Genomic DNA, 16,128 nt, shown 5'->3' on the forward strand with positions numbered 1-16,128 from the left:
GTCCTTATCTGAAGCGCGGGATGGCGCAGCAGAAGGCGCTTTCGATTACCCGCGGGAATGACCTTTAGATAGGGGCGATGCGTAACGATTCAAGCCAGGAAGGCTTGACATCCCAAAAAAATGCCTAGGGCTTGATCCAGATCAGGCTGGCAAAGCGACCGGTGCGAGAGGCGCGCCGGTAGGAGAAAAAGCGCTGGTGATCGACAAAGGTATCGAAGCCACCCCCATAGACCGCCGTGATGCCCTGGGCGGCGAGACGCAGACGGGCCAGAGCATAGAGATCGCCCAGGTACTTGTCCCCGCCCTTGGCCACGAAGCACTGCCCGGCGTCACCGTGCTGGGCGAGGAAAGCCTCACGCACCTCGACACCCACCTCGAAGCTGGCTGGGCCAATGGCCGGCCCCAGCCAGACCAGCACCTCGGCGGGCGGCACGGCCAGACTGGCGGCAGCCGCTTCCAGCACCCCACCGGCCAGACCGCGCCAGCCGGCGTGGGCCGCCGCGACGCGGGAACCGTCCCGCCGGCAGAACAGCGCCGGAAGGCAGTCGGCGGTCATCATGGTCACGGCAATACCAGGCGTAGCACTCCAGGCCGCATCGGCACGCAGCACCTGGGTCGGGTCGGCTTCGACCACCGCGGTGCCATGAACCTGTTCGAGCCAGGCCGGCTGGCACCCCAGGGCCTCGCCCAGCCGTCGACGATTCTCGGCGACCGCCGCCGGGTCATCCCCGACATGGGTGCCCAGATTGAAACTGTCAAAGGGCGCCTGGCTGACACCGCCCATGCGGGTGGTGACGCAGGCCTGGACGCCGACCGGCGCCGGCCAGTCCGGCCGCAGCCAGTCGGCGCCTGTCACTCGAAGGACTCCCGGTCCTGGCGCAACAGATCCAGCAGCCAGACCAGGTCTTCCGGCAGCGGCGACTCCCAGCGCAGCCGTTCACCGGTCACTGGATGGTCCAGTTCGAGGAAGCGCGCGTGCAGCGCCTGGCGCGGAAATTCGCGCAGGGTCTTGATCAGGGTCGGGTTGGTCGCTGGCGGAATCTTGAAGCGACCGCCATAGACCGGATCGCCGACCAGCGGGAAACCGACGTGGGTCATGTGCACGCGGATCTGGTGGGTACGGCCGGTCTCCAGCTTGACCCGGGTATGGGTATAGGCGCGGAAGCGCTCCAGCACCCGATAGTGACTGACGGCTGGCTTGCCCCCGGCGATCACCGCCATCTGCTGACGACGCTGGGAATGGCGCCCGATGGGCGCATTAACGGTACCGCCGGCAACGATCACCCCGGCAACGACGGCTTCGTAGATGCGGCTCACCGAGCGTGCCTGCAACTGGGCGACCAGATGGGTATGGGCCTCCAGCGTCTTGGCCACCACCATGAGCCCGGTGGTGTCCTTGTCCAGGCGATGGACGATGCCGGCGCGCGGCACGCTTTCCAGTCCCGGTACATGGTGCAGCAAGGCATTGAGCAGGGTGCCGTCGGCATGGCCGGCGGCCGGATGCACCACCAGCCCGGCCGGCTTGTCGAGCACCAGCAGGTGATCGTCTTCGTAGACGATGTCCAGCTCGATGTCCTGGGCCACCCACTCGCCCTGGGCCTCGCGCTCGGCGCGCAGCGCCAGCTGGGCGCCGCCATGGACGGAGTCACGCGGACGCAGCACGGCGCCGTCGACGGTCAGGCTACCGTCCTTGATCCAGGCGGCAAGACGCGAGCGGGAATGTTCGGCGAACAGCTGGGCAGCGACTTGATCGAGGCGCTGGCCACCGAGTTCGTAGGGGACTTCGGCATTGAGAACGATGGATTCGGACATGGATCTGCGCGGGCAATGGCGGGGCTTTTGGAATCGGCCCGACCCTGTGGTTAAATACGGCAACTTTTTTGCCCCGGCATTCCGGGTCGATCATCATAACAGGACGGTTCCGGCCCCGTCACAGGCTAGGTGAGCGCTCTCCGCGCTCATCCCTGCACCGCCGACCGTTTCGGGGAATCCAAGCCGCCATGCAATTGAAGCACCTGCTGCTGGTCACCAGCCTAGTCCTCACCGCCGCCTGCTCCTCGAAAGCGCCCGAGGTTCCGGAAAATCTGCCGGAAGGCGAGCTCTATACCCAGGCTCAGCGCGATATCTCCAACAGCAGCTACACGGACGCCATCAGCAAGCTGAAGGCCCTGGAGTCGCGGTATCCTTTCGGCCGCTATGCCGAACAGGCCCAGCTGGAGCTGATCTACGCCAACTACAAGAATGGCGAGCCCGAGGCGGCGCGCACGGCGGCGGATCGCTTCATCCGCCTGCATCCACAGCACCCCAATGTCGACTACGCCTACTACATGAAGGGCGTGTCCTCCTTCGAACAGGACCGCGGCCTGCTGGCGCGCTTCCTGCCGCTGGACATGACCAAGCGTGACCCGGGCGCGGCGCGCGATTCCTTCAACGACTTCGCCCAGTTCACCAGCCGCTTCCCCAACAGCCGCTACGCCCCGGACGCCAAGGCGCGCATGGTCTACCTGCGCAACCTACTGGCGGCCTACGACGTCCACGTCGGCCACTACTACCTGACCCGCAAGGCCTATGTGGCCGCCGCCAACCGCGGTCGCTACGTGGTCGAGAACTTCCAGGGCACCCCGTCCGTAGGTGACGGCCTGGCAATCATGACCGAGGCCTACAAGCACCTGGGTCTGAACGACCTGGCGGCCACCAGCCTGGAAACCCTCAAGCTCAACTACCCGGACAACGTCAGCCTCAAGGATGGCGAATTCCAGCTGCGCGAGCCGGACGACAAGGATCAGCAGCGTTCCTGGCTGACCCGCGCGACCCTGGGCCTAATCGATCGCCCGAGCGATCCGCTGCCGCCCGGCGAGACCCGCGCCAGCCAGGACATCCAGCGCAAGTACCAGGAAGAGCGTGACAACCTGGCGCCCGAGCTGCGCATCGTCGACCCGGCCGAAGCCGAGAAGGCCGGTGGCGCGACGCCGGCGCCGGCCAAGCGCTCCTGGTTCAGCCGCCTGACCTTTGGTCTGTTCGACTGATCCGGCAGCAGACGTGGAAAAAGGGGAAGCCAGTGGCTTCCCCTTTTTTATTGCGTCAGAACCGGCGGATTAGTCGCCGATGCGCCAGCCCGAGGTGATCGGATAGCGCCGATCACGCCCGAAACCGCGCTGGGTGACCCGGGCACCCACCGCCGCCTGGCGCCGCTTGTATTCGTTGAGATCCACCAGGCGCAGCACCCTGCGCACCGTTTCCTCGTCGAAGCCGGCGGCGACGATGTCCACGGCCGAGAGATCCTGCTCGACATACAGTCGCAGGATCTCGTCGAGCACCGGATAGGGCGGCAGCGAGTCCTCGTCCTTCTGGTCCGGCGACAGCTCGGCCGATGGCGGGCGGTCGATCACGCGCTGGGGAATCACCTCACCCGCGCGATTGCGGTATTCGCAGAGGTGGAACACCAGAGTCTTGGGCACATCCTTGAGCACGTCGAAGCCACCGGCCATGTCGCCATAGAGGGTGGCGTAACCGACGGCCATCTCGCTCTTGTTGCCGGTGGTGAGCACCAGATAGCCCTTCTTGTTGGAAATGGCCATCAGCAGGGTCCCGCGGCAGCGCGCCTGCAGATTCTCCTCGGTGGTATCCCGCCCGAGTCCGGCGAATTCGCCGGCCAGGGTCGCCTGGAAGGCCTCGACCATGGGCGCGATGGGCAAGACGCTGTAGCGCACTCCCAACGTCCGCGCCTCGGCTTCGGCGTCGTCCAGGCTGATCTGGGCGGTGTAGTGGTAGGGCATCATCACCGCCTCCACCTGCTCCGCGCCCAGCGCATCCACGGCGACCGCCAGCACTAGGGCCGAATCGATGCCACCGGACAGGCCCAGCACCACGCCCTTGAAGCCGCTCTTGCGCACATAGTCGCGCACCCCGAGCACCAGGGCGTCATAGACGCTGGCCTCCAGCGAGGCGACGGGGGCGAGTTCGGCCGGCTGCGGTTGCAGGGCCGCATCGATGATCACCGGATAAAGGCCTTCGACGAAGGCCGGCGCGCGCTGACTGACCTGCCCCTGGGCATCGACCACGAAGGAATGACCGTCGAATACCAGCTCGTCCTGGCCACCCACCTGGTTGACGTAGACCACCGGCATGCCGCCCTCCCGGGCACGTTCGCCTACCACGGCCTCACGTTCCAGCTGCTTGCCGCCATGGAAGGGGGAAGCGTTCAGATTGAGCATCAGCCGCGCCCCGGCGGCACGGGCCTTGGCCATGGGCTCGGCGAACCAGATGTCTTCGCAGATGGTGACGCCGATGGGCACGCCCTGGTAGTCGAACACGGCGGCACTGTCGCCCGGCTCGAAGTAGCGTTTTTCGTCGAACACCTGATAGTTGGGCAGTTGCTGCTTGCGATAGCAGGCCAGCTCGGCGCCATCGCGATAGACCGCACAGGCGTTGTAACGCCGCCCCTCTTCCAGCCAGGGAAAGCCCACCAGCACATGGATGCCGGCGATCTCCTGGCGGATCCGCTGCAAGCCCTGCTCGATGCGGCGCTGCATGCTCGAACGCAGCAGCAGGTCCTCCGGCGGATAACCGCACAGCGACAACTCCGGGAAGACGATGAGATCCCCCTGCAACCGGTCCCGGGCCTCATGGGCCGCGGCGATGATCCGTTCCACATTGCCGTGGATGTCGCCGACCTTGAGGTTCACTTGCGCCATCACGACCTTCAGCAGCTGACTCATGCACTCTTCCTTGCCCGATTCATCGCTGCATTTTCCTGCATGCAGCGAAGCGGGACAATCGATGCCCTGCGGGGGGCTCACCCACTGCGGCGGCCCTGCTAAACTCCACCCTCCTTCACGCTGCGAGATCGCCATGGGTCTGCTTCGCCTGCTGTTGTGGCTCGTCCTCCTGGGCGCGCTGTTCTGGATGATCAGACGCTGGTGGCGCGGCAAGACGCAGAAGCCCGCTGCCAAGGCGCCTCCGCTGCCGCCCAATGCCATGGTGCGCTGCGCCCACTGCGGCGTGCATGTGCCCCAGGAAAGAGCCCTGGCCGACGGCGAAGGCCAGCGCTGGTATTGCAGCGCCGAACATCGCCGGTTGCAGCATGAGCACCGCAACTGATCCAGGCATCCTGAGAGCCGACGCGGTCCTGCGGCTCTATCATCTCTATCGCATCGTCATCGGTCTGGCGCTGGTGGTGCTGATTTCCAGCGATCTGGATCAGCACTGGCTGCGCACCGTCGACGGCCTGCTGTTCCGTCAGGCCAGCTGGGCCTATCTGGCCACCAACGTAGTGCTCGCGGTCGGCCATCGGCTGCTGCGCGGTCGCGCCTTCGCCCTGGCACTGATCGATATCCTCGCCCTAGGCGGCCTGTTCTTCCTGGCCGGCGGCATCGCCAGCGGCATGGGCAGTCTGCTGGTGGTGACCGTCGGGGTCTCCAACGTCCTGATCCGCGGACGCCGCGGCCTGCTGATCGCTGCCCTGGCCGCCATCGCCCTGCTGCTGGCGACCGGCTACCTGGACCTACGCCGTGGCGACAGCGGCAGCGGCTATGTGCAGGCGGCAGGTCTGGGCACTCTTTGTTTCGCCACGGCACTGCTGGTACAGGGCCTGGTCCGGCGGCTGCTGGACAGCCAGGCCCTAGCCGAAACCCGCGCCACTGCAGTGGCCGAACTGGAAGCCCTCAATGCCCTGATCCTCGAACGCATGCGTACCGGCATCCTGGTGTTCGATGCCGAGTACCAGGTGCTGCTGGCCAATCCAGCAGCCCGGCGCCTGCTCGGGGTGGACGACGAGGCCACCATCACGCCCCTGACCCTGGGCCTCGCCCAGCGGCTGGAGGAATGGGAGCGCAATCCCAGCATCCGTCCCACGCCCTGGCGCGCCCATGCCAACGGCCCGCTGCTGCAACCCAGCTTCGCCCGGCTGCAGCAAGGCGAGGGCGAACGGGTACTCACCTTTCTCGAAGACGTCTCGCGCATCGCGCAGCAGGCCCAGCAACTCAAGCTCGCCTCCCTTGGTCGTCTCACCGCCGGCATCGCCCACGAGATCCGCAACCCGCTGGGGGCCATCAGTCACGCCGCGCAACTGCTGCAGGAATCCGAAGAACTGACCACACCGGATCGGCGCCTGGCGCAGATCATCCAGGACCAGTCACGGCGAATGAATCGGGTGGTGGAAAACGTCCTGCAGCTGTCGCGCCGACGCCAGGCCGCGCCGCAGCTGATCGATCTGCGCTATTGGGCGCACCGCTTCGCCGGGGAGTTGCGCCCTACCCTGCCCGCCGGCCAGACGCTGCACGTCAAGACCGAAGCCGGTACCTTGCAGACCCACATGGACCCCCACCAGCTGGGCCAGATCCTGACCAACCTGGTACAGAACGGCCTGCGCTACAGCTGCCAGAAACACGGCACCGGGCAGGTCTGGCTCAGCACCTACCGCGATCCGGAAAGCGACCTGCCCATCCTCGAGGTGGTTGACGACGGCCCGGGCGTCGCCGCCGAACAACTCGACCACCTGTTCGAACCCTTCTTCACCACCGAGAACAAGGGGACCGGGCTGGGCCTGTATATCTCCCGTGAGCTTTGCGAAAGCAATCAGGCCAGACTTGGCTATCATCCCTTGGCGAACGGCAGCTGTTTTCGCATCACCTTCGCCCATCCCCGCACAATGAGCTGAGCATGGCCCGACAGAAAGTCCTGATCGTCGACGATGAACCCGATATCCGCGAACTCCTGGAGATCACCCTGGGGCGGATGAAACTCGACACCGCCAGCGCCAAGAACATCGCCGACGCCCGGGCCATCCTCGAACGGGAAAGCTTCGACCTCTGCCTGACCGACATGCGCCTGCCCGACGGCTCGGGACTGGACCTGATCCAGTTCATCCAGCAGCGCTTTCCGCAATTGCCGGTAGCCATGATCACCGCCTTTGGCAGTCTGGAAACCGCAGTCCAGGCCCTCAAGGCCGGCGCGTTCGACTACCTCACCAAGCCGGTGGACCTGCCGCGCCTGCGCGAGCTGGTAGGCACCGCGCTGCGCCTGTCCGGGCCTGCCCCGACAGCGGCCGGCGCCAGCGAAACCCAGCTGCTCGGCGAATCGCCGCCCATGCGTGCCCTGCGCAACCAGATCGCCAAGCTGGCGCGCAGCCAGGCGCCGGTCTACATCAGCGGCGAATCGGGCAGCGGCAAGGAGCGGGTGGCACGACTGATCCACGAGCAGGGTCCGCGGGCCGGTCGGCCCTTCGTCCCGGTCAACTGCGGCGCCATCCCCTCGGAATTGGTGGAAAGCGAATTCTTCGGCCACCGCAAGGGCAGCTTCACCGGCGCCATCGAAGACAAGCAGGGCCTGTTCCAGGCCGCCCAGGGCGGCACCCTGTTCCTCGACGAGGTGGCTGACCTGCCGCTGCCGATGCAGGTCAAGCTCTTGCGCGCCATCCAGGAAAAAGCCGTGCGCCCGGTAGGCAGCCAGCAGGAGATCAGCCTGGACGTGCGCATCCTCAGCGCCACCCACCGGGATCTCGCCGCCGAGGTCGCCGCCGGCACCTTCCGCCAGGATCTCTACTATCGCCTCAACGTCATCGAATTGCAGGTACCGGCCCTGCGCGAGCGCCGTGAAGACATCGGCGTCCTGGCCAATCACATGCTCGAACGCCTGGCGCGGGACTCAGGCCTCGCCCCGGCCACGCTGGGCGAAGATGCCCTGGCCAGGCTCAAAAGCTACCGCTTTCCCGGCAACGTGCGCGAACTGGAAAACATGCTGGAGCGGGCCTACACCCTTTGCGAAGGAGATGTCATCCGCCCGGCCGACCTGCGCCTGGCCGACGCCCCGGCGGCCACCGCCACCGGCGAAGCCAGCCTGGCCAACATCGCCAACCTCGAAGACCACCTGGAGTCCATCGAGCGCCAGCTGATCATGCAGGCGCTCGAAGAGACCCGCTGGAACCGCACCGCCGCCGCGGAACGTCTGGGTCTATCCTTCCGTTCGATGCGCTACCGCCTGAAAAAGCTCGGCATCGACTGATCAGCCCGCGGCCAGCCGCGCGCCTGGCGCATAGGGCGCCGGATCGATGATCGGCGTGCGCTCGGTGAGCAGATCGGTCAGCAACTGGCAGGAGGCCGGTGCCAGTACCAAACCATTGCGATAGTGCCCGCAGTTGAGCCACAGCCCGGGCATTTCCGGCACCGGCCCGATGAAGGGCACGCCGTCCGGCGAGCCCGGCCGCAGCCCCGCCCAGTGCGCCACCGGCGCCTGCTCGGCGAGCGCCGGCAACAATTCGGCCGCCGACGCCTGCAAGCTGGCCAGCGCCTCCGCGGTTGGCGTCTTGTCGAACTCGGCATGTTCCAGGGTACTCCCGATGAGGATATGGCCATCGCGCCGCGGTATCGCGTAGCGCCCCTTGGCCAGCACCATGCTGGTCAGATAGCCGACCGGCTGGCGATACAGCAGCATCTGCCCCTTCACCGGCCGCACCGGCACCGCCAGCCCCAGGGTCTGCAGCAGCTCACCGCTCCAGGCGCCCGCACAGACGACGACCGACTCGGCATGGATGGCCTCGCGCGCCGTCTGTACCCCCATTATGCGCTCACCCTGGCGCAAGAACCCGGTCACCGGCGACTCGCTCATTAGCGTCACGTTCGGCATGCGCAACAAGGCTTCGCGCAGGGAGCGCACCAACCGTGGATTGCGCACATTGGCCACCCCGGCCATGAACACCGCGCGCTCGTAGCCCGCCCCCAGTACCGGTACCCGGCCGCGCACCTCGTCCATCGACACCGACGAAAGCGGCCTGACATTACGCCGCGCCCACTCCAGTGCCTCGGCTTCGTCCTCCAGATCCAGCCAGTACAGGCCGGTCACCTCGACCTCCGGGTCGATGTCCGTCTCCTGCCGCAGGCGCTCGCCCAGCACCGGATAGAAATCCTGCGACCAGTGCGCCAGCGCCGTCACGGCCGGCTGATAGCGCCACGGATAGAGCGGCGAGACGATCCCGCCACCAGCCCAGGACGCCTCCCGCCCAGGCTCGCCCCGCTCCACCAACACCACCCGCCGACCGCTCAAGGACAGGTGATAGGCCGACAACAAGCCAATGGCACCGGCCCCTACCACAGCCACATCGAAACTCACGTCACACCTCTAGCACCTGGGAATTGACTCGCCAGCACGACGTCATTAAATCGCTTCTTCGGCCAGGAAGGCCGGAAGATCACACAAGGACGTCGACATGACATATCGCAACGCGCGAGGCGTCAGCCTCTTCGAACTGCTCATCTGTCTCAGTGTACTCGGCATCGTCACGGCGCTGGCGGCGCCCGCGTTCGGCGAATTGCTGCAACGTAACCGCCAGCAGATCGCCATCGACCACCTGAGGGAAACGGTCAACTTCGCCCGTACCGCCGCCATTACCAGAAAAAGCAGCGTCACCATCTGCCATGCGCCAGCGGCTACCTGCGAAGCCACCAGTCGCTGGTCAGCCGCGACGCGCGTCTTCCCCGATCATGATCGTGACGGGCAGCAGTCCGCCGAAGAGGCGACGCTGCTGGTCAGCGAACTGCCGGAAGGCCTGCACTGGCATTGGAACAACTTCCGCACCCAGCCCCATCTCACCTTCCTGGGCAACGGTACCACCGACTCGCTGAATGGCAGTTTCATCCTCTGCCGAGGCGACACTCCGCTCGCCCGCCTCGTCCTGAACAAAGCAGGACGGATCGAGCCAGCGAATCTCCGCGAGAGCGACCGTTGCGCTTAAACCCGCGTACCAGACACGTTCCTGTTTCGACCGGACGTCCACCATTCGCTGGACATCAGAGTGCCATCCCCCATCCTAGGCCTCCCAACCTGGCGAATCCGACGATGCGCGCTCAGTACGGCTTCACCCTTATCGAACTGATGGTGGCGATCGCCATTCTGGCGATCGTCATCGCCATCGCTGCGCCGTCGTTCAACAGGACCGTACAGAGCAACCGGGCGGCGGTCATGAGCAATGAACTGGTAGGCGCCCTGCAAACGACTCGTTCGGAAGCGCTCAAGCGCCGTACCAACGTCACCCTCTGTCGACGCAATGCAGACGGCAGCGCTTGTGAAGCGGGTACCGACTGGTCAGCAGGCTGGCTATTGATCCAAGAGAGTCTCGTCCTGCGCGTCTGGGAGCCGGGGACCGGGATCATGCTCACCGGCCCCAGTGATGGCATCACCTATCGCAGCAATGGCACGACGACGCTCGGCGCTGCCCAGACCTTCCAGATCACAACCCCAAGTTGCCAGCGTACCGTCTCGATAACCATCACCGGCAATGCCTCAGCCAACACGAACGGTTGCATCCAGCCATGAACCGCCCCAGACGACAGCGTGGCGCGACCCTCATCGAGGTCCTGGTGGCCATGTTCATCCTCGCCATCGGCTTGTTGGGCCTGGCCGGCTTGCAGGCCATGAGCGTGCAGAGCAATCAAGGGGCCTACTATCGCTCCCAGGCCACCATCCTGGCCAATGACATAGCGGACCGCATGCGGGCCAATCGCAAGGCGGCGCTAGCTGGCGACTACGCGCAGTCCAGCCCCCCGTCCACCAGTAGCACGCCCAGTAGCACCTCAACTCCGGCGCAACGCGATCTGGCGGAATGGAATAGCCATTTGGCAAGCAGTCTTCCGCAAGGGACAGGCACCATAGTCACCTCGAGCAACATAGTGACCATCAGCATCAGCTGGAACGATGCACGAGCACGCATCAAGAGTACCGACGAAACGACCCAGCAAGCGACGGCGCGCGCATTGGAAACCTTCGAGTATAGGACCCGCCTATGATGCGCTCCCGATCTCGCCATCAGGTCGGCCTGTCCATCATCGAGTTGATGATCGCCCTGCTGCTCGGCTTGTTGCTGATGGGCGGCGTGATTCAGATCTTCCTGTCATCTCGTCAGACCTACCAGACCAATGTCGCCCTCTCCCAGGTACAGGAATCGGGCCGCTTCGCGCTCGAATTCATCGCGTTCGATCTGCGTAATGCCGGCTACAAGGGCGAATGCCTGAGCAAGCTGAATGACCTTACGCCAACCAGCTTGACCAGTGGCAATGATGATCGCTATGTGCTGGGCAGCGGCCTAAAAGGCTGGAATGACAGCAGTCCAGGTACGCTACCGGACTGGTTGGATACTACTTATAACGCTCGGACATCGGGTACCGATGTCATCCTGCTCAAGCACGCTGCCAATCCCGTGGTGAAGGCCCTACCCGACAATGCCGCTGCCACTAATGGGAGCCTTACGACCGGCACCACCGACAGTGGTGCCAGGAAAGGCGATCTGATCATCGTCGCCGATCCTGTGGCTTGCGATTTCTTCATAAACCAAAGTGATACGGGCAAAAGCGTCTCTTTAAAAGAAGGTTTGAACTTTAGTCGCGCCTACAACAAAACGGCTCAGGCCCTCAACTATCAGAGCACACTCTATTACCTGAAGAACGACACCACTACCGGCGTCCCTTCATTGTGGCGCACCCGTTACACATCCAATGCGGGCTCGACACCGGTTGAAATAGCGGAAGAACTGGTAAGTGGCATCCAAGACCTGCAATTCCAGTATGCGCTGGGCAATGCCAATGGCCAGATAACAGGCAACTACCTCGATGCCAACGACTCGAGTCTGACCAACAACTGGCAAAGCGTGGTTTCCGTCCGCATCAATCTGCTCGCCGTGAGCCGACAAAAAAATGCAATCACGCCTGACCAGACTGTGCCATTCATGGGCAGCAACAGAACCATTGACGATGGCCGTCTTGCCCAGGTCTTCACCCTTACCGTCGGGATTCGCAACCATCTGCCATGAACAAGCTCCCAGGCCAGCAAAATGGCGCGGTACTCATCGTTACCCTGATCATGCTGCTGCTCATGACCCTGCTCGCCATCGGAAGCATGAGGGGCACCGTCCTGCAGGAGCGGATGGCGGGCAACTTGCGCGATGAGAATCTCGCCTTCCAGGCAGCGGAAATGGCGCAACGCGACGCTGAACAAGCGGCCAAGAACAAATCCATAGCGGAATGGCAAAGCACTGCCACTACCGACAACTGGACCGATGCCACAGACCTTTCCGACCAGGGTCAGGGTCGAGCAACCTATCGCATGAACCCGCTACCCGGCGTGACCATTCAAAAGTTCGGTTATAGCCTAGAGGCCGGGATCCCGATTACAACAAGTGTAATCCGGATTGAAACAAAAGGCTTGGGCAGTGCGAAAGACAGCTCAGGAGATACTCAGGTGGCTAGCTCCATAGTCAATCTCAGCACTCTTTTCATCAGGCGCTAGCGCTCGGAGAACAGCTCATGAGCAAACTCTCATTATTCCCCTTGATCTCACGTCGCGCCCTGCTTGCTCTATTAGCCCTACTCGGCATGAGTCCAAATACTCACGGTGCGGTATCTCAAACGCCGCTACTCATTGGCGGTGACATACCAGGTAGCCTAGCCTTGGTCCCCTCGGTGGAATGGCCAACGGTACTATCTGTAGCAAACATAAACAACTATGTTTCTGCCACCCGCTACACTGGCTACTTTGATTCCGAAAAATGCTACCTCTATCAATACGGCACACAAGAGCTCGACCGCTACTTCTATCCTGTAAGAAAAACGGAAAACTTTCGCTGCACTGGTGAAAAAGAGTGGAGTGGCAACTTCCTCAACTGGGCTGCCACACCCACTATTGATCCGTTTCGTAGCGCACTGACGGGAGGCAATCGAGTGGTCGACACCACCACATCGACCATCCTACAGAAAGCTCGACATAGCGGGCAGAGTGATGCAGGCAACCGCATAAATACCGGCCAGGATATGACTCAGCTTGAAGGCGCCCTACCACTCGACAACTGGAACAGTCTGAACATCCGCCTGGAGGGTCTGGGTTTTGACATGCTCATCTCCAACTGGACGGATAAGATCGGTGGGACTGGGTATTCAGAGGGGGACTACGAATGGACTGATTACGACCCTAACAACTCTGCCCAATGGGAAGATGGAAAGCTAAAAACTGCATATTACCCCCCCAGAACAAGGGGTAAAAAGCGTTTACCGCTTAAGAATTCAGGTTAAGGTTTGCGTCTCCGAGAGTTTGAAAGAAGCCAACTGCAAGCGCTACCCTAACGGACAGTACAAACCTGAAGGCCTACTACAACAGTATGCAAACAATTTACGTTATTCAGCCTTCAGTTACCTAAACGTTTACGAGGATCGATTACGCGACGGTGGTGTTCTACGCGCCAACCAGGCCTACATAGGGCCTAACCCTCCAGACCAAACGACAAATCGCGCAGAATGGAGCTCTGAAACGGGGATATTGGTAAGCAATCCATCCACTTCCGAGGCTCAAGCAACAAACGATGCCATAGATAATACAGGTCGAATCGTCAATAGCGGCGTCATTAACTACATCAACAAATTTGGCTCCATGCCTTACAGAGGAAACCTTTATCGCAAGCTAAAGGATTTTGATCCGGTAAGTGAGCTTTACTATACTGCATTACGCTATTTCAAGAACCAAGGGAATGTTAACACCTATAGTGAGCTTACCGGCGATAGTGATGATCGTTACGCCCAGGCAGACGGCTTCCCCGTAGTTACCAACTGGATCGACCCTATTACCTACTCCTGCCAAAAAAATGTCATTCTCGGCATTGGCGACGTGAATACCTGGAGCGATAAAAATCTTCCAGGAAACCTTAAGCACGATCAGGAGCCAGCTTTACCTCCCGAGGTAGCGGCAGACACTACGGTCAATGTCGTAACGGCGACAAGCCGAGTAGCCGCCTTGGAAGGCATTTCGATTCCCACTCCATTCGACAATGAAGGGCGACAAAGCTCTGCCTATATCGCTGGCTTGGCATTCGATGCCCATGTAAAGGATCAACGAAACCTTATACCTGGCAAGCAAACCATTTCGACCTACTGGGTGGATGTCAGGGAAGGTCAACTGCTCAAGCCAAAGACAGCCAACCAGTATTGGCTTGCCACTAAATACGGTGGCTTCACCGTACCTCAGGGCTTTGATCCCGAGACCGCAGCGGCCTCAAGCATCACTGACGCCATGTGGACTACCAACGGGCAAACGCTTTCTTCTGGGGACAAGCGCCCAGATAACTTCTTCGTGGGTGGCGACGCAGCAGGAATGGTTGCAGGCCTCAAAAATGCCTTTGCTAGAATTGCCCAAGAAACTGCCACCACGAATACATCATTGGGAACCAGTAGCTCAGAGCTCAATACGGGCAGCGTCCTGTTCAAAGCCTCATACGAACCCAAGTTCTGGAGTGGTGATCTCCAAGCGTTGTCCGTCGATAGCTCAGGACAAGTCAGCAACGGCGCAACGTGGAGCGCAGCGACTATTCTAAACACCACGGAGCCTAGCGCACGCAAGATATTGACAAGCAACATAGCCACGACCAGCGAGCGCGACCTGGATGCCAATGCCCAGTTCTCTCGCGGTGGTGTTAATTTCTTGTGGAGTGAGCTTGACGATGACGCCAAAACGGCCTTGCGGCGAACAAATGATGAGTCTACTCACGTAAACGAAAGCGAAGGCCAGGCGCGCGTAGATTACCTGAGAGGCAACAGATCCTACGAAACGCGAGCAAGTAATCCCATGCGGGAGCGCAGAAGCCGTTTGGGCGATATCGTTAACTCAGACCCCTTATATATCGACACCGCAGACTATGGCTATAATTTATTAACCGGCTCCGCCTGGGGTACAGCCGGCTCGACTTATATAAACTTTCGCCAGTCTATAAAAGACCGCAAGCCGATGGTTGTCGTTGGTGCTAACGATGGAATGCTACACACATTCGACGCCTCATCAAACAACGGAGGCAATGAGCTATTTGCATTTATTCCTCGAACGCTCTTGGGAGAACTGTATCGCTTGACGCAACCAGACTATAGCCACCGTTATTACGTGGATGGTTCCGCCAAGGCTGGTGACGCCTGGATTAACAATTCGTGGAAAACATTGGTCGTAGGCAGTACCGGCGCTGGGGGCAAGGCCGTTTTCGCTCTAGATGTGACAAATCCAGAAAGCCCTGCGGTATTATGGGAGTTCACCTCTACTGAAATAAATTATCCTATCCAACGCCCCTCACTGGTTGCCTTGGCGAACGGTAAATTTGGCGTTATCGTCAGCAGCGGCTTTAGCGACGGTAGTGTGACTTCCGGGAAATTGTGGATCCTTGACGCGGCAGATGGCAGCGTGATAAGCAAATTCAACATCACGACTGAGGGTAGCCTGAGCGAACCTACGGCAATCGATCTCGACAATGACCGCGTAGCCGATCGCATCTATGTAGGCGACACTATCGGCAATGTTTGGCGCTTCGACATTGCCAGCAGTGATCCAGCGAACTGGAGCGCACCTACCTCTCTTGGGAGCGCCCCCTTATTTACCGCTAAGACAGGAAACACCAGTGACGCTGTTGCCCAGCCTATCACTTCTGCCATTTCCGTAGCGCTTAACAAGGACGGCAATCCAATCCTTCTATTCGGCACAGGCAGCTATTATAAAACGGGAGACAATGAAGTGCCGGACTCGCCGCGCCTGGAAAGTTACTACGGAATCATCGATCACGGACAGAACATATCCCGTAGTGCGCTTGTAGAGCAGACGATCATTGCGCAAGAAACCATAAACGGCAAAATTGCCAGAGTAATGAGCAATAACAGCATCCCTACAAACAAGTCAGGATGGTACTTGAACCTAGCAGTCAACAGTGTTAATAAAGGCGAGCGCGTCATATCGCGCGCCAGTGTCGCCAATGGAGTATTGAGCTTCGCCTCCTTGATTCCATCTGCCGACCCCTGTCAAGGTGGTGGGGTTAGCCCAGTCACCAAAATCGACGTGCTATCGGGCGGGCGTCTCTCCTACGCCGTTTTCGATATCAACGGCGATGGAGTCATCAATGATCAGGATTACTACGTGGCGACCGACGGTACGAAGATCCCCTATTCCAGTGTGATAGATCCCGAACAGGGCGCCATCAAAACCCCTACTCAAATCAATCGTGGCGAGGATGCCGATACTGACCTGATCTGCTATTCAGGGTCAGCGAACAGTGCGCCTAAGTGCGAGCCCATTAGCAAAGGTGCGCGAGTATCGGAGCGCGCATCGTGGCAAGAAATTAGGTAG

The 16,128-nt window shown here is 61.3% G+C and carries 15 protein-coding genes; 11 read left to right on the top strand and 4 right to left on the bottom strand.

Annotation, left to right across the window (positions count from 1 at the left end):
- Nucleotides 1-124 precede the first annotated feature (124 nt).
- Both pgeF and rluD read right to left on the bottom strand, forming a co-directional pair.
- Entirely contained in the window at nucleotides 125-856 is a 732-nt protein-coding gene (pgeF, locus tag AX284_RS03020) for a peptidoglycan editing factor PgeF (RefSeq protein WP_068383503.1), read from the bottom strand.
- Nucleotides 853-1,812: a 23S rRNA pseudouridine(1911/1915/1917) synthase RluD gene (rluD, locus tag AX284_RS03025; protein WP_017640836.1), complete on the bottom strand. Its 960-nt coding sequence runs from the start codon at nucleotides 1,810-1,812 to the stop codon at nucleotides 853-855. The genes pgeF and rluD overlap by 4 nt, the downstream gene beginning before the upstream one ends.
- A 188-nt stretch (nucleotides 1,813-2,000) precedes the next feature.
- Here rluD and AX284_RS03030 point away from each other — a divergent pair, with 188 nt between their 5' ends.
- The gene (locus AX284_RS03030; protein ID WP_007160812.1) at nucleotides 2,001-3,026 is read left to right on the top strand and encodes an outer membrane protein assembly factor BamD; all 1,026 of its coding nucleotides are present in this window, start codon (nucleotides 2,001-2,003) and stop codon (nucleotides 3,024-3,026) included.
- Between the two features lie 69 nt (nucleotides 3,027-3,095).
- Here the strand turns inward: AX284_RS03030 and AX284_RS03035 are convergent, their stop codons facing one another.
- Entirely contained in the window at nucleotides 3,096-4,718 is a 1,623-nt protein-coding gene (locus tag AX284_RS03035; protein ID WP_068383504.1) for an NAD+ synthase, read from the bottom strand.
- 133 nt (nucleotides 4,719-4,851) lie between these two features.
- On the opposite strand from AX284_RS03035, the gene AX284_RS03040 reads away from it, so the two are divergent.
- The 3 genes from AX284_RS03040 to AX284_RS03050 are packed head-to-tail and all read left to right on the top strand — an operon-like array spanning nucleotide 4,852 to nucleotide 8,001.
- Nucleotides 4,852-5,100 (top strand): PP0621 family protein, encoded by a 249-nt coding sequence (locus tag AX284_RS03040; RefSeq protein WP_068383507.1) that lies wholly within the window; start codon nucleotides 4,852-4,854, stop codon nucleotides 5,098-5,100.
- On the top strand, nucleotides 5,084-6,658 hold the full coding sequence (locus tag AX284_RS03045; protein WP_017640840.1) for a sensor histidine kinase: 1,575 nt from the start codon (nucleotides 5,084-5,086) through the stop codon (nucleotides 6,656-6,658). The genes AX284_RS03040 and AX284_RS03045 overlap by 17 nt, the downstream gene beginning before the upstream one ends.
- Nucleotides 6,659-6,660: 2 nt before the next feature.
- Nucleotides 6,661-8,001 (top strand): sigma-54-dependent transcriptional regulator, encoded by a 1,341-nt coding sequence (locus AX284_RS03050; protein ID WP_068383508.1) that lies wholly within the window; start codon nucleotides 6,661-6,663, stop codon nucleotides 7,999-8,001.
- Here the strand turns inward: AX284_RS03050 and thiO are convergent, their stop codons facing one another.
- On the bottom strand, nucleotides 8,002-9,105 hold the full coding sequence (gene thiO / locus AX284_RS03055) for a glycine oxidase ThiO (protein WP_068383509.1): 1,104 nt from the start codon (nucleotides 9,103-9,105) through the stop codon (nucleotides 8,002-8,004).
- Between the two features lie 97 nt (nucleotides 9,106-9,202).
- Between thiO and AX284_RS03060 the strand changes: the two genes are divergently transcribed.
- The 7 genes from AX284_RS03060 (at nucleotide 9,203) to AX284_RS11665 (ending at nucleotide 16,128) form a co-directional block, all read left to right on the top strand.
- Complete coding sequence (locus AX284_RS03060) at nucleotides 9,203-9,727, top strand: GspH/FimT family pseudopilin (protein ID WP_068383511.1); 525 nt, start codon at nucleotides 9,203-9,205, stop codon at nucleotides 9,725-9,727.
- 104 nt (nucleotides 9,728-9,831) lie between these two features.
- Entirely contained in the window at nucleotides 9,832-10,308 is a 477-nt protein-coding gene (locus AX284_RS03065; protein WP_068383518.1) for a GspH/FimT family pseudopilin, read from the top strand.
- On the top strand, nucleotides 10,305-10,778 hold the full coding sequence (pilV, locus tag AX284_RS03070; protein ID WP_068383520.1) for a type IV pilus modification protein PilV: 474 nt from the start codon (nucleotides 10,305-10,307) through the stop codon (nucleotides 10,776-10,778). Before AX284_RS03065 ends, pilV begins: the two co-directional genes overlap by 4 nt.
- Nucleotides 10,775-11,797: a PilW family protein gene (locus AX284_RS03075; RefSeq protein WP_082731497.1), complete on the top strand. Its 1,023-nt coding sequence runs from the start codon at nucleotides 10,775-10,777 to the stop codon at nucleotides 11,795-11,797. Before pilV ends, AX284_RS03075 begins: the two co-directional genes overlap by 4 nt.
- Nucleotides 11,794-12,273, top strand: a complete 480-nt coding sequence (locus tag AX284_RS03080; RefSeq protein WP_068383521.1) for a pilus assembly PilX family protein — start codon at nucleotides 11,794-11,796, stop codon at nucleotides 12,271-12,273. The genes AX284_RS03075 and AX284_RS03080 overlap by 4 nt, the downstream gene beginning before the upstream one ends.
- Nucleotides 12,274-12,290: 17 nt before the next feature.
- Nucleotides 12,291-13,052, top strand: a complete 762-nt coding sequence (locus tag AX284_RS11815; RefSeq protein ID WP_153015306.1) for a hypothetical protein — start codon at nucleotides 12,291-12,293, stop codon at nucleotides 13,050-13,052.
- Nucleotides 13,053-13,071: 19 nt separating this feature from the next.
- Nucleotides 13,072-16,128: a pilus assembly protein gene (locus AX284_RS11665; RefSeq protein WP_153015307.1), complete on the top strand. Its 3,057-nt coding sequence runs from the start codon at nucleotides 13,072-13,074 to the stop codon at nucleotides 16,126-16,128.

The organism is Pseudomonas sp. HUK17 (genome assembly GCF_001566765.1).